The 13,297-nt window shown below is 59.7% G+C and carries 16 protein-coding genes and 2 tRNA genes; 12 read left to right on the top strand and 6 right to left on the bottom strand.

Annotated features, from left to right (window positions below; genetic code table 11):
- Positions 1–57: 57 nt before the first annotated feature.
- The 3 genes from BM167_RS12445 to BM167_RS12430 all read left to right on the top strand — a co-directional run bounded on the left by BM167_RS12445 (position 58) and on the right by BM167_RS12430 (position 1,955).
- Complete coding sequence (locus tag BM167_RS12445) at positions 58–387, top strand: DUF7577 domain-containing protein (protein ID WP_092892915.1); 330 nt, start codon at positions 58–60, stop codon at positions 385–387.
- A gap of 64 nt (positions 388–451) precedes the next feature.
- Complete coding sequence (locus tag BM167_RS12440; protein ID WP_092892913.1) at positions 452–1,180, top strand: Nmad3 family putative nucleotide modification protein; 729 nt, start codon at positions 452–454, stop codon at positions 1,178–1,180.
- 232 nt (positions 1,181–1,412) lie between these two features.
- Positions 1,413–1,955, top strand: a complete 543-nt coding sequence (locus BM167_RS12430) for a hypothetical protein (RefSeq protein ID WP_092892908.1) — start codon at positions 1,413–1,415, stop codon at positions 1,953–1,955.
- Between the two features lie 36 nt (positions 1,956–1,991).
- Here the strand turns inward: BM167_RS12430 and BM167_RS12425 are convergent.
- Positions 1,992–2,062, bottom strand: a tRNA-Gly gene (locus BM167_RS12425).
- A gap of 401 nt (positions 2,063–2,463) precedes the next feature.
- On the opposite strand from BM167_RS12425, the gene BM167_RS12420 reads away from it, so the two are divergent.
- The 5 genes from BM167_RS12420 to BM167_RS12395 all read left to right on the top strand — a co-directional run bounded on the left by BM167_RS12420 (position 2,464) and on the right by BM167_RS12395 (position 5,760).
- Positions 2,464–2,697, top strand: a complete 234-nt coding sequence (locus BM167_RS12420; protein WP_092892906.1) for a hypothetical protein — start codon at positions 2,464–2,466, stop codon at positions 2,695–2,697.
- 252 nt (positions 2,698–2,949) lie between these two features.
- Positions 2,950–3,813 carry a manganese catalase family protein gene (locus tag BM167_RS12415; RefSeq protein WP_092892904.1) on the top strand — a complete coding sequence of 288 codons (864 nt, stop codon included), beginning with the start codon at positions 2,950–2,952 and terminating at the stop codon, positions 3,811–3,813.
- Between the two features lie 316 nt (positions 3,814–4,129).
- Positions 4,130–4,378: a hypothetical protein gene (locus BM167_RS12405; protein WP_143095503.1), complete on the top strand. Its 249-nt coding sequence runs from the start codon at positions 4,130–4,132 to the stop codon at positions 4,376–4,378.
- 171 nt (positions 4,379–4,549) lie between these two features.
- Positions 4,550–4,750: a DUF1328 domain-containing protein gene (locus BM167_RS12400; RefSeq protein WP_092892898.1), complete on the top strand. Its 201-nt coding sequence runs from the start codon at positions 4,550–4,552 to the stop codon at positions 4,748–4,750.
- Positions 4,751–4,926: 176 nt separating this feature from the next.
- Positions 4,927–5,760: an NAD+ synthase gene (locus BM167_RS12395; RefSeq protein ID WP_092892896.1), complete on the top strand. Its 834-nt coding sequence runs from the start codon at positions 4,927–4,929 to the stop codon at positions 5,758–5,760.
- Positions 5,761–5,785: 25 nt separating this feature from the next.
- On the opposite strand, the gene BM167_RS12390 is transcribed toward BM167_RS12395, so the two are convergent.
- Positions 5,786–6,490, bottom strand: coding sequence for an enoyl-CoA hydratase/isomerase family protein (locus tag BM167_RS12390; RefSeq protein WP_092892894.1), 705 nt, complete (start codon positions 6,488–6,490; stop codon positions 5,786–5,788).
- A 60-nt stretch (positions 6,491–6,550) separates the two neighbouring features.
- Here BM167_RS12390 and BM167_RS12385 point away from each other — a divergent pair, with 60 nt between their 5' ends.
- The 4 genes from BM167_RS12385 (at position 6,551) to BM167_RS12370 (ending at position 9,952) form a co-directional block, all read left to right on the top strand.
- The gene (locus BM167_RS12385; RefSeq protein WP_092892892.1) at positions 6,551–7,279 is read left to right on the top strand and encodes a DUF7114 family protein; all 729 of its coding nucleotides are present in this window, start codon (positions 6,551–6,553) and stop codon (positions 7,277–7,279) included.
- A gap of 76 nt (positions 7,280–7,355) precedes the next feature.
- Positions 7,356–7,427, top strand: a tRNA-Thr gene (locus tag BM167_RS12380).
- A gap of 467 nt (positions 7,428–7,894) precedes the next feature.
- Positions 7,895–8,506 (top strand): hypothetical protein, encoded by a 612-nt coding sequence (locus tag BM167_RS12375; RefSeq protein ID WP_092892890.1) that lies wholly within the window; start codon positions 7,895–7,897, stop codon positions 8,504–8,506.
- Between the two features lie 723 nt (positions 8,507–9,229).
- Positions 9,230–9,952 carry a hypothetical protein gene (locus BM167_RS12370; RefSeq protein ID WP_143095502.1) on the top strand — a complete coding sequence of 241 codons (723 nt, stop codon included), beginning with the start codon at positions 9,230–9,232 and terminating at the stop codon, positions 9,950–9,952.
- 139 nt (positions 9,953–10,091) lie between these two features.
- Here BM167_RS12370 and BM167_RS18170 read toward each other — a convergent pair whose 3' ends face one another.
- The 4 genes from BM167_RS18170 to BM167_RS12355 form a co-directional block, all read right to left on the bottom strand.
- Positions 10,092–10,643 (bottom strand): hypothetical protein, encoded by a 552-nt coding sequence (locus BM167_RS18170; RefSeq protein ID WP_143095501.1) that lies wholly within the window; start codon positions 10,641–10,643, stop codon positions 10,092–10,094.
- 303 nt (positions 10,644–10,946) lie between these two features.
- Positions 10,947–11,954: a tyrosine-type recombinase/integrase gene (locus tag BM167_RS12365; protein WP_092892886.1), complete on the bottom strand. Its 1,008-nt coding sequence runs from the start codon at positions 11,952–11,954 to the stop codon at positions 10,947–10,949.
- Between the two features lie 250 nt (positions 11,955–12,204).
- Entirely contained in the window at positions 12,205–12,582 is a 378-nt protein-coding gene (locus BM167_RS12360; protein WP_092892885.1) for a hypothetical protein, read from the bottom strand.
- Entirely contained in the window at positions 12,579–13,211 is a 633-nt protein-coding gene (locus tag BM167_RS12355; protein ID WP_092892883.1) for a hypothetical protein, read from the bottom strand. Before BM167_RS12355 ends, BM167_RS12360 begins: the two co-directional genes overlap by 4 nt.
- Positions 13,212–13,297 lie beyond the last annotated feature (86 nt).

The following is a 13,297-nucleotide window of genomic DNA, read 5'->3' as shown; positions in this document are numbered from 1 at the left end:
GGCAAAATCAGCCGATTCGTCCGAAGGATAAAGTGCCCTGGTACCGTCTAGCACAGTATGGACGCGTGGGGATGGATAGTCGTCTACGCCATCGGCCTCACGGTGCTCCAGTTGGTGGTGTACCGGTACCTCCTCGGCGACGACGAGGGTGTCCAGTACGAGACGCCGTTCGGCGCCGACGGGGACGACGCGTCGAACGGGGAGTCTCACGTCCGGACCGCACCCGGGGGACGCGACGCGGTGGGCGTCCCGCGACTGCAGGCGACCGAGTTGCGGGACGACGCGCCCGACGGACCGACCGCGCGCCTCTGTCCCCGGTGCGGAGTGGAGAACGAACCCGACCGGACGTTCGACCGGTGCTGGAACTGCGCGGGTCGACTCACGTAATCGCGCGTGCGTCTCCGCGTTCGAACCGTCGGTATCGGCCGCCACGTAGTCTGTACTCTCGACCATGCCCCGCGCGATAGCCATCAACGTCGCTGCCAACACGAACCTCCCGGGCGTCCGCGGGCCGGTGTATCCCGACGGAACGTTCGTCTACGTCCCGATACCGGAACGAAAACCCACCCTGCCCGTTGCCACGGTGCCGACGTACGCGGACCTCGACCCGCCGGTCGAACTCCCGTCCGACGCGATGGACCGACCGGTCCACCTCGACCCGGAGTTCGCGACGTATCCGTACTGCGAGTCGTACACGTACGGCGACGACCACGCGGTGAAGGCCGGTCCGCTCTCGACGCTCGACCCCGGCGACTGGCTCCTGTTTTACGCGACGCTCGACTTCCACGGCGAGTACGACGAGGCCGAACCGTATCTCTCGCCCGACTGGGGGGTCTACCTCATCGGCGCGTTCGAGGTGGCGTTCGCGGTGACGGGCGAGGAGTACGAGACGCTCTCGACCGTCGATCGCGAGCGATTCGCCAACAACGCCCACGTCAAGCGCGACCCGTTCGACGCGAAGGTTCTCGTCGCCGGAACGCCGAACTCCCGCCTCTTCGACCGGGTCGTTCCGCTCAGTTCCCCGGCGGCAGGTGCGGACGCGAACGAACTCGTCACCCGACTCTCGAACGACTCGGGCCGCGGTCCGTGGTGGCGTCGCCGCCTCTGGTTCGACGACGACGCCACCGCGACGCTTCTGGACCTCCTCGACTCCCGAGCGTTCGACGACTTCTTCGGGTGACCGACCCGGAACCGACGGACGGGTGGGCGCGAGGTTACCACCTCGGCGCGCGACTGGCGCGCGTGCGGCATCCCCCGCCACCCGGACGAACTGCAGTTCGGTGGCGTCGGGCGCGTCCCGTCTACTCCGGCGTCCGCGTCGGCGACCGAATCGGAGACGTCGCCGCCGACAGTCTCTGTTCTCTGTAACTCTCGACGGCAAACCTTTTGCCCCCTGCTACGGAGTCGCGTCCATGAACCGACGCGACGGCCGTAGCTCTCGGACGCTCTCTCGACGCCGTCTGCTCTCGATTTCCGCCGTCGGCGCGGCGGGCCTCGCGGGGTGCGGAGGAACGAACGCCCGAAACGACGACGACGGGGGCGAAGACGGGGGTGGCGAAGAATCGGAGACTGACTCCGAACGCGACTCGACGTCGGCCCGGACCGACGAGGAAACGAGTCTGGGCTACGTCAGGGTGGTGAATCTGCACGACCAGGCGCACACGATGCACGTCCTCGTGGAACGCCGCGGCGAGGTGGCGTTTTGGTCGTCGTATCGACTCGGCACCGACTCGGACGGAACGACGAGACGGGTCGACGGGCCGTGGACCGAGAACGCGGAGAGTTACACGGTCCATTTCCGAATCGACGAACGCGAGGAGTGGCGCACGTTCGCCACGGAGAAGACGGACTTCCCGTGTTACGGCCTCGAAGGACGAATCGGTGCCGACGGCCAACTCGGCGTTTGGGTCGAAGACACCCCCGGCGCCTGCGAGACGACCACGGCGGAGGACTGAGACGCGACTGCCTGTCTCGCTTCGTTCGTCGCAGAATGCGCCGACCGGGAATTGAACCCGGGCTATTAGCTTGGGAAGCTAATGTCCTACCACTGGACCATCGGCGCTCCGTGCGGGTCACGCTTCGTCTGCACTCGGAGAGTGGAGACGACGATTCGAAACCACGGCTCCGCGCTTTATATCGGTTGCGAAACTCACACCCCTTCGCTCTCGACTCGGGTGAGAGGGGAACCGACCACGGGCCGTGACGCGGTACCCGGACGAACCGACGGCAGTGGCCACTAACGATATGCGTTCTCGCCGACAATCACGACTGCGGACAGAGGCACTCCCAAACGCACTATCTCTCTCGCGGTTCGACTTCTCGCTTCGGGACGTACACTCCGAACGCCGTCGGATATCGCCCCGCACCGACCACCGGCACGAACGACGGAGAAGCGTTCTCTCCGCTGTACAGACGGGATTACTGATACTGAAGCCTAAGTGCGAGCCGCGTGAGACGACGCCCATGAGCGAGTCCGATACGGGACCGGTCACGGTACCGCGTCAGGTCCACTGCGAACTCACGACGATGCGCCAGATGGGTACCCACGACATGCTCTCGGAGGACGTACTCGACGGGTTGGAGACGTACAACTTCGACGCCGCGAGGCAGTGGGTTCTCGAACACCCAGACGAGTACGTCCGTTCCCTAGAGCAGGGGATGCGAGACGAGACTCTCGTCGGCGCGTCGTCCGAATAGGGGCCCGATTCAGGGTACTTCCGTCGGGACGGTGGGCGAACGGTCGAATCCGCTCTCGACCGGTCTCTATCTCTCGCCGAAACGGAACCGGAAAAAATGACAATCAGTTAGTCAACTTCGGTGATTATACCAGCATACATACAAAAGTATCTGAGCGTAGTAGTCCGGTTAATTTTCCGATAGAGGCACTCTCAGCCAGATGCCGTATCAGATATATACGATATCGGTTTGTTGCTTCCGGTGGTGTCATAGATGTTCTACCACGAGGGAAGTAAGCTCCAGTACAAAGTCGAAGTCGAAGACCCGGACCCGATATTCGCGAAGATGCTACAGCAGGCCATCGGCGGCGTCGAGGGCGAACTCCGCGTTGCGCTGCAGTATATGGCGCAGGCGGCGGGTCTGCCGCAGACTGAGGAGTTCATGCCGTACAAACGGGCGCTCATGAACACCGCAACCGAGGAGTTCGGCCACATCGAGATGCTCTCGACTGCGGTGCACAAGAACCTCCAGGGAGCGCCGGTCGAACTGAAAGAGGAGATGAAACACGGCGACGACTACACGACCCTCGCCGGACTCCAACCTCGGCAGTTCCTCTCTGGCGGTCTGAATCCGCTGTTCGTCGACGCCAACGGTGTGCCGTTCAACGGGAACTACGTCGTCGCCTCCGGCAACCTCGCGGCCGACATGTGTTCGAACATCGCCGCCGAATCGACGGGGCGACAACTCGCCTGCCGCCTCTACGAGATGACCGACGACCCCGGGATGAAGGACATGCTCTCGTATCTCATCGCCCGCGACACGATGCACCAAAACCAGTGGATACAGATCCTGAAGGACCTCGGCGACTCCGAGGAGGTGTTCGACGTGTTCCCGATTCCGGACAGTTTCCCGGACGACGAGGAGAACCAGGAGTTCAACTACTCGTTCATGGCGACGGACGTAGAAGGGCAGTCGGACCCAGAAGCGCCCTGGACGTCGGGCGCGGCGCCGGACGGGGAAGGGACGTTCTCGTTCATCAACCAACAGGACGTCGAAGGGTACGACCCGGGGATACAGGTCTCGAAGCCCGAGACGCACAACAACCCGTCGCCACAGGGCGAAGACGCTGACGAGTAACTGACCGAGTCGCCCACCTCTCTCGTTCGACTCGCGTTCCTCTACGTCAACCGCGATTCACTCTCGAAGCGACTCGTAGAGGAGTTCCTCCGGACGTACTCCGTCGGAGTGCGAGACGAGTCCGCGGCCGCCGTGCGACGCCGCCTCGGTTCTCTCTCAGTCGTCTTCGATTTCCCCGTCCAAACCGGCGGTATTTCGGCCTGAGGACCGAAGTACGTAGGTGGAGAAGAGATACCGTCGCGGCGCGTAGAACGGGTCGAGTAGGCGGTTCGAGACAGGCAGAACCGCGTCCGACTCGGACGAGACAGTGACCGATATGACCGAAAACCTCCTCAGCATGGTCCGAAACGCAGACAGCACGACCGACCAACTCGACGCGTTAGCGGCCGCAGTCGAGCGACAGACAGAACAGCTACGGTACCTCGAAACGGCGCTCAAGGCGGTCGGACGGGCGACGGGCGTCGGCATCTGCGGCCGGTGCTCGAAGTGCTCGGACGGGGTGATGCTGTCGCACGACGGCGCCCTCAAGTGTAGTTCGTGTAACACGACGTGCTACCTCGGATAGCCCGCTCGGAAGTATTCACACAGTCAGGGCATCCAACCGTTTTCCAAAGTGGTTTGGCAGGGGTGTCTTTGCGGTAACGGGAGTATCTGTACGTGCCCGAGTCCAACGGAAACGGGAACGGCGACGACACAGGCCCGTACACCGGAGATATTGGGCAGGAGAGTAACACCAATGCTTCAGCAAACGTTCGCTCAGGTACTATCGCCCGTACAGTTCAGCGGTGACTTCCTCTACTACGCGCTAGTGTTTTTCGTACTGGCACTGGTCGCGTACGCAGTCGGTGCACAGGGAATCGCCGGACTGTCGATGGACATCGCGAAGATTCTCGTCGTGGTGTTCCTCGTGTTAGCCGTCGTCGCACTGCTCCTTTAGCCCGCGCGACGGCCCCCTCGATTTTCGACGCGCGACTCGCTTCCGGTAGCGACATCTCGACCGTTCTGACGCTCCCAGTTCTCACATACTCGAAGATACCCGACCTAATTTGACGCTCGTCCACCGAACGCCGACAACACGTGCCTATTAGTTCTCCGAGACGGTATCTGCAGTCGATGAGCGAAGAAACGACGGTCCTCGGCCGGTCGGCGCCACTCGACCTCCGGCTTTCTGATTCGGAACTCGAAACGACCCGCGACCACGTTCTCCAGTTCGTTCGCGACGTCGTCTCCGACGCCGGTGCCGACGGCGCGGTCCTCGGCCTCTCCGGCGGCATCGACAGCACCACGACGGCGTTTCTCGCCGCGGAGGCACTCGGCGAAGAGAACCTCCACGGTATCGTGATGCCGAGCGAAGTCAACGCAGAAGAGAACATGAGCGACGCCGAACGCGTCGCCCAGATGCTCGGTATCGAGTACGACGTCATCGAAATCCAGCCCATCGCAGAGGAGTTCTTCGACGTGTTCCCCGAGGCCGCAGACGACAAACAGGCCGCCGGGAACGTCTACGTGCGGACCCGCGCCGTGTTGGGTTACTTCGTCGCAAACTACGAGAACAAGATCGTCCTCGGGACGGGCAACCGTTCGGAGGCGCTTCTCGGATACTTCACGAAGTACGGCGACCAAGCGGTCGACTGCAACCCCATCGGGAATCTCTACAAACAGCAGGTCCGGCAACTCGCGGCGTCTCTCGGCGTCCCGGACGACCTGGTGTCGAAGACGCCCTCCGCGGAGATGTGGGCGGGACAGACCGACGAAGAGGAGATGGGCGTCGACTACGACACCATCGATGCCGTCCTCGCACTCCACGTGGACGGCCCTCTCTCGAAGGCGGCCACCGTCCGGCATCTCGGCGTCGACGAGGCGACGGTCGACCGCGTCGTCGAACTGTACGAACGGAGCGAACACAAGCGCCACATGCCGCCCGCGCCCGAGTCGCTTCGACCCTGAGTCGCTCTCTTTTCGGTCTCGGCTCTCACTCGCGTTCGGCGGCGATGTCGTCGGCGTAACGGCCGTGCAGACGCCCGAACGCCTCCGCCTCCGCCCGTTCGCGCACCTCGTCTCCGGCGTCGTCGCGGAGGCGTTCTTTGACGACACAGAGCGCGTCGGGGCGGTTCTGGGCTATCTCGGTCGTCACCGACCGCGGGTCGTCGGTGACGCGCGACACCAATCCCATCCGCCGCGCCTCCGCCGCGCCGACGACTCGTCCGGAGAGCGCAAAATCCATCGCCTCGCCCTCGCCGACGATACGCGGGAGGCGGGCCGTCCCGCCCCACGCGCCGAACAGGCCGAACTGCACGCCCGGTTCGGCGAACGTCGCGGCGGGCGTGGCGACCCGAACGTCGCACGCGAGAGCGAGTTCGACGCCGCCGCCGCGCGCCGCCCCGTCGATTCCCGCGACGACGACGGCGTCCGCCTCGGCGATGGCGGCGGCGGCGCGTTGGCCGCGGCGGGCGAACGCCTCGGGGTCCGACAGTCCGGCGACGGCGTCTAAGTCCGCGCCCGCACAGAAGGCGTCCTCGCCCGCGCCGCGGAGGTAGACCACGGGCGTCTCCGACGCGTCTGTCTCCGTTACGGCCGCCTCCAACGCGTCGAGGTCAGTCGGTTCGAGCGCGTTTCTCTGGGCGGGTCGGTCGATAGTCACCGTCCGAACGCGTCCGTCCGCCGTCGTCCGAATCATGCACCGTTCTCCGGTGGGTTTTCCAAAGGTCTTTGCCCTTCCCGCCGTAACATTCGGCCGATGGACGACGCCGTGCGGGCCCGCGATGCCGCGCGCGAAGTGCTCGACGATATCGAACCCGAACGCCTCAAAGAGGTGTTGTTCGACCGCCTCTCGGACACCTCGATGACGCCCGCGGTGCTGACACTGTTGAGCGCACGCGCAGTCGACTCGAACGTGGACGCAGACGCCGAACGGGGACCGACCGCTCACCGGACCGCGTCCGGTGACAGCGACGAACTCGCCGAACAGGCCGCCGGCGTACAACTCATCTACGAAGGCCTCCGACTCACTCGTTCGCTCGCTCACGACGTTCCGTGGACGACGGACGACGACAGCGACATCACCGCCGACCTGGACGTTCTCGCGGCGGACGTACTCGTCGCTCGGGGGTTCTACCTCCTCGCCCGAACCGACGCGGCCACCCGCGCCGTCGAAGTCGTTCGGGCGTTCGGACGCGACCAGACGCACCGCCGCCGCGAGGGCGCAGACACCGCGGCACTCGACCGCAACTTGGAGGCCGACATCTTCGCGTTGGCCGTCATCGCCGGAACCACCTCCGCCGGCGGGGAGGCACCGCCTGCTCTGTTGGAGTACGCGACCGACCTCGGCCGAGAGTGCGACGTCGATGGCGGCCTCGTCCCCGCCGCGACGGCGTTCTCGGAGGCGACCACCGACCGAATCGCGTCGCTTTCGGCCACGGACTCGGGGTCCGACGACCGCGTTCCCTCGTCGGCGACGGACCGATAGCCCGCCCGTGAAACTCCGTGTCGTACCGCCTCAGAATCGAAACGCCTAAAGAGAGTTCGGCATTATCAGAAGACGCGCCTGGGTAGCTTAGCGGTAAAGCGCGTCCTTGGTAAGGACGAGAGCCCGGGTTCAAATCCCGGCCTAGGCTTGCGCCTGCGGCGCTGACTGTAATTCGTAGACTGCGCCCTTCTACCATAACTTTTCCGCCGATTAGAGCGTAGCAATTCTACCCGTTTTGCGGATTATTTTGCTGCTTCTTACTCTATATCAAGGACACCCGCGTGCGCAACTACCCTCCTGCGTACCGTGGTTTTTCTAAATGCGAGTTTCAGCGAGAAGGCTCGCCACCCAAGGGGTTAAAACATCAATCCCCACAGGCGAAGGCGAACAACGTTAGTCGGTCAGCAAATTTTTCTCAATTTTAAGCTAACCTCTGGACCAATTCTCTTTCTTCGTCAGTTCTCCCCCGCAGACACTCTCTAAGAAAGAACTATACTGCTTGAGCACACATATTCTATTGTAGAGCTTTCTCGTATCGTCAGTTGACTACCAACCAGTTTAGCGAATAGTTCTGAAAGGTAGTTCTCTGACGCACTTCGGGCTCAACGAATTACTATGACAGCTACAGCAGATAGCCACGCCTATGCCGAATTAGTGAAGCCGGACACGAACAACGCGACGTATATTGGCTGGTCAGACTGGGATGGAGATGGTGACTGGCTTACTGACCACTACCCCCTGAACAAGAGAGACTACTACGAGTATCTGGACCGAAACAATCAGGGGTTGGTCAATGGTCACCGAATGAACTACGAATACCTAACATATCGAATGAACAGGGACCTCGCAGCAACTCTCTCGGACAAACTGGAGATGATGCCATCTCAGAGACGGAGAGCCATTGAGTCGTTCACGCGCCTCGACCTCCAACACATGGGGTTCCCTGCTGAGGTTGTTGCATTCTGCGTCTGTGCGTACACGGTCCATACAGATGGGAAAGGACGAAAGTGCCATCCTGCGTCCAAGCCCAACGACTCTCTCTTTACCGAGATACGGGAACAATCGGGTATCTCTGAGAGACAATTCGCCAAGGTGTATGGGAAGGTGGAGCATCGGATTCGCGCCGGAAAGTTGGAATCTACGAATTTCGACCGTTACCAGACGGACGACGCACTTCAGTTCAACTGGCGTTCGACTGACGCCGGTGCAGATAGTGGTTGGTTGTAGACGACCTCGTGGGAGAGGGGGTATATAAACCGTTTACCATTACTGTAAGTAGAACAGGTCGGAAAACAGGTACTGATACTCGGACTGTTATGAGTTCCGGTGCTGACAACAGGCTATGGATTGGCGAGAGCGGTTTTCCTCAAGAAGGCCGCGGCCACCGTCCCGAGCCGCAGGCGAGGTGGTGGCCGGTGAGATGTATTCTTAACTCTTCACCAGTTCGACTGTGAATACCGCTCTCCCAGAGGTTGACAACGTGTGGTGTCCGGTTACTGCGAGCCGTCGTCTCTGGCGTTGGTCCGTCCCCCTACAGTTGTACGCCGAGATAGGTCAGACAGATTCACCGCTCTATCACATTTATCATAGGCTGCTGCGGCCCTTCTTGATGTTCACCGAAATAGTACTCCGATTCTATAACCGGATATATTTCAACCCGTAGTACAGGCAGTACTACAGTCGGTACTACCTCCCACGCATTTGGCAAAGGGAGTTGGTGACCGGTCACTCCTTCGGCTTAAAACATCAATCCTATCGAAGAATGGCAGATAAACGTTAGTCGCTCAGACAACTCCCCCGATTTTGTCTACATGTCGCTCAAATTGATAAAGATGAATCTACGACGCATAGAGAAGATGCTGGAACGTGCGGAGAAGAAACTCTCTCAGAAATACTCCATATCTTGACTGTAAGGTAGATTAACAACACCTTCTCACGAAACAGTCATTCATGATACTTCAAGCGGGATTGTCAGGTTTTCCGGTAATGGAGGTTACTCCGATAGTAAGTGGACTGGTCGGAGCTGTTGGCGGGCACGAGTGGCGACGTTATAGAGAACAGCAACGAAAAGCAGAAACCGAGGTTGAGGACTGGTTCGACGACTGCCAAAACTTGGCCAGCCGAGGGAACCAAACAGTCTACCGTGCCGGGTTGAGGTCTGAAATCGGATACGACGCGATATTGGGCGACTTGAGCGATTTCTCTGACCAGTTGTACGTGAAAGCTCGAAATTATCCCGAGGGCGTCCCTGATGAAGCCGCGAATCATGTTGGAACTCTCTCTGAGCTATATTCAAAGGCAAGTAGTGTAGCAGAGGTCAACAGCCAGAAGCAGGGTATAGAAATTCTGACCGAGCTTTTTGAAATGGCTCAGCGAGAATCCTATCCGGAAATGGATTTCACGGAGTTGATGAATAACGCCGGAGATATGTCTGATGGTTTCGGACATCTATTAGCTGCACTAAACGATAACGGAGTAACAACTGAGGAATTTGCAGAAACGGTTGAAGATATATTTGAAGAGTGGGACAGCGAAGATTTTGCGTTTTTTATGACATATGCAGATATTGGCGAAATAGTACAACTGGTGATGAGATTGTTTCTTCAGATGGTCAGCCAGCTATCTGATATGACCTATGAGTATCTTGAGGAACAGAAACAGGAACTCATCTAAGCTCGAAGAACCAGAGAGCATGGAAGGACAAGTGGTGTGCCTCAGTACTCGAACGTGCTGTTGTCAGTCGCCTTCTGGATAGTTACCTGCTTACCGCAATCCTTCTCATGCAAATGACTGCGAGAGATAACGCTCTGTGTCACTCATACTCTAGTTCCTTCTCTACCTCTTTTTCAAGCTTCGTTACCTTCTTTTCGACGTGTGATGGGTATTGATTAGTATTCTCTTCCTCATCTTCCGTACTGTGCTGTTCCTCTTCTTCATCTTCCTCGTCACCAGTATCGGTGAATTCATCAAGATTCCTGTTTTTACTAATTTCCCGGTACTCGTCAAGACTATGGTTTTCTTGAACAACTGTTCTCTCGGTAATTAACTGTTCTCGGTATCGATTATAGCGCCCCTCGTAATATCCTGCTTCTCGAATGCTTCCCAAATGACTATTATATACTGAAACTGGAACTTCTACCGTTTCTTGTTCTGTTTCCTCTGTTTCCTCTTCAATCGAAACTGCCTGAATTAGAAGTGATAGGACAGTAAGGAGTACTGCAATGGCTCCGATGAGCTGTATTGAAAGGAACCCCGGAAGCGAATCCGGTAAAAAAGCTAATCCGACACCCATACCAGCACCAAGACCGCCAAATACAACACTCAAAAGGTCCCAGAGTCCGAATTGAAAACGTTCCTCCCCCATAATTACTCCTCACGCTGCTTGCGCCGCCAAGCTCTGTATCGAATAAATAGTGCAAGAGACAGCATATAAAAAATGACTGTATATATTCCGGAACCAGATATTGTCCCGCTATCTGAAGTAGAAAGGGCTTGTACGAAAAGATATCCAGAAAATATCGCTCCTAAAAGACCTATTCCCACGAGCAACAGTTGGTCAAATTTAGGAGTGTCGAACGATGCTCCAAACATCTCTACTCCGTACAATACTTCTAATACATATTAATCCCCTTCCTTGGGTGCCAAAAGGACATGGGAAATCGCTAAATCAAATATCCCTAATGTAGTCCCGACGCCTCTCTGCCTTCTCAGCAGAAGTTCCCTTGTCGTAGTGTTTGTCAAGCACCTTCCCGCTCATGTTCACACGTTCTCCGGTCACGTCTTTTGGTTGTCCTGCGTTTCGAGCAGTAGTCACATACCCACGCCGTAGAGCATGCGGGCTGACGCTACCCGGACACTTGCATGAAGCGTTCCACGACATTGCCTCGCAAGTCTCAGGGTCGCGGTCAAACGGACACTCGCCGCCGTTGTAGTAGCAGGGACGAGTCGCGGTGTAGACGTAGCGTTGAATCGTCGTCTCAACCACACGCCCGCTCTTGGACGCGAGAAGCGGTTTCCGTCCCTCTTCGTCTGTCACATCCTCTCTGTTCCTCTCCACGTAGTCACGGAGGACCTCTGCCGTCTCGGACGTAATCAGTACGTCTCGCTCGCTCTTCTCTTTGTTCTTCAGCGGCGTTCCGGATGTAGGCCGGTGACGGAGTTCGAGGGCAGGTCGTCCGTCGTCAAAGTCTCCGAGGTCGAGTGCTCGAAGCCCACTCATACGCATACCTGTCTTCCAGAGGATTAGCAGAGTGACGTGACGGTTGCTCGCGTACTCGAACTTCCCGAGGAAATCCAGCACGTCCGATGCCTCTTCCCGGGTCAGAAGGTCGTCACAAATCTCGTCATCCTCGCTCACGGAAGGAATCCGTACCATGTCGGCCATGCCCCGAGGGACGGCTTGGATGTGTTCGCAGAACTCGATGAACTGCTTGAGCGTCATCATGTCCTGCCGGGCCGTGATGACCTTCACGTTCGACAGGCGGTGTTCCTTGTACCGCTGGATAATCTCGCTGTCGAGGTCGGTGAGGTCCGTGACACCCTGCTCGTCCAGCCAGTCGCAGAACTGCCGAGTGGTGGTACGGTAATTCTTGATTGTCTTCTTGGTAACGCCGGGCTTCTTGTCGTTGAGGTAGCGATTCTTCGCGTCGTGCGGCGGAGTCGGTTTCAGGCTCATTGTCTGTCGGGTACAGCCAGCTAAACCGACAGGCGGTACAGCCGGTTCCGGAGGGCGCGGGGCCGCGTGCCCCAAATCGCCCGACGGAGAGAGCCCGGGTTCAAATCCCGGCCTAGGCTTACAGGGCATCTGCCCGTCTTCTTCGCAATTCCGACACTCGAAAGCGACTCGTTTTCACCGAACGACGGGACGTATCACTAATCGTTCTGGTAGAGAACGAACGACGACACCCCGCGTCACGTAATCCTCGTCAGCCGAATCCGGACTCCGAGTCCGACTCCGGACACCAATGATACACCAGTAGTTTTCTGGGCTGGAGTCGCCCGAACCGGGTCTCGCGGGCGAACCGCCGGACGGCGAGTGCGGCGACCAAAAGCGCGATACTCCACGCGACGGCGACGGTAAGCGCCTCGCCCCTCGACGGCGGAACCGCGAGAATCCCGAGGACGAACAGTTCGAGTGCGACCAACAGGCCGCCCGCGGCGCTTCCGTACGCGACCGGAACGAGGTACGCTCTCCACCGCGAGGCCGTCTCCGTCGCCTCCCGCCCGCCGACAGCGTGCGCCGCGAGTGTGGCGAGGACCCCCACCACCGCGCCACCGACCAAGCCGTTGAGACTCGTCGTCATCGCGCTTCCAGTTCGACCGAGACGTCGTCGACGTAGTGGGTCGCGTCGCCCTCCCAGATGACGCTGGTGCCGAGGGCGACGTAGAGCGTCTCCGAGGATATCTCTGGCGTCGTCCACTCGAAGCTGTACTCCCGCCAGCCGTCGGTGAGCCAGAGCGGTTCGCGGAGGCCGCCGTACGGCGTCTCCCCGAGGTCGGTCGTGTTCACGCCCGGTTGCGGGAAGTCCTCCTCTACGTCCGGCGGTTCGGGTCCGAGGCGCACCACGGCGTCCCGGAGCGTGTTGAACGACTCCGATTCGCTCCAGAACTGCGCGTTCACCGTCGCCTGATAGGACCGCCCGGACTCGACGGGGACCGGGTGAACGCCCCACGTCACCCCGTCGTCGTAGTCGCCCTCGTTCCAGATACGCAGCGACCGGTCGCCCGTCGCGGCTTCCGCGTCGGACACCCCGAGTTCCCACTCGAACTCCTCGATGTCGACTTCCGGGCCGATGGCCGCACCGCTCTCCCAGTCGCCGATTCCCTCCTCGAACCCCTCCCGAAAGGCGGGAGAGTCCGAATCTCCCGCACAGCCCGCGACGGCGACGGCACCCATCGTCGCACCGCCGCGGAGCACCTCGCGTCGTAACATGAGCGTTCATCGAACCGCTTCCGTTTAAACCCGTGTTCGGCGGGTTCGCCCGTCCGCGGTACGACCGGCACGCCGGTCTCACCCCT

The sequence above is a fragment of the Halopelagius inordinatus genome (genome assembly GCF_900113245.1).
Lineage (GTDB): Archaea > Halobacteriota > Halobacteria > Halobacteriales > Haloferacaceae > Halopelagius > Halopelagius inordinatus.
Note: the sequence above shows the minus strand (reverse complement) of the source record. Positions and strands in the feature narration are given on the sequence as shown.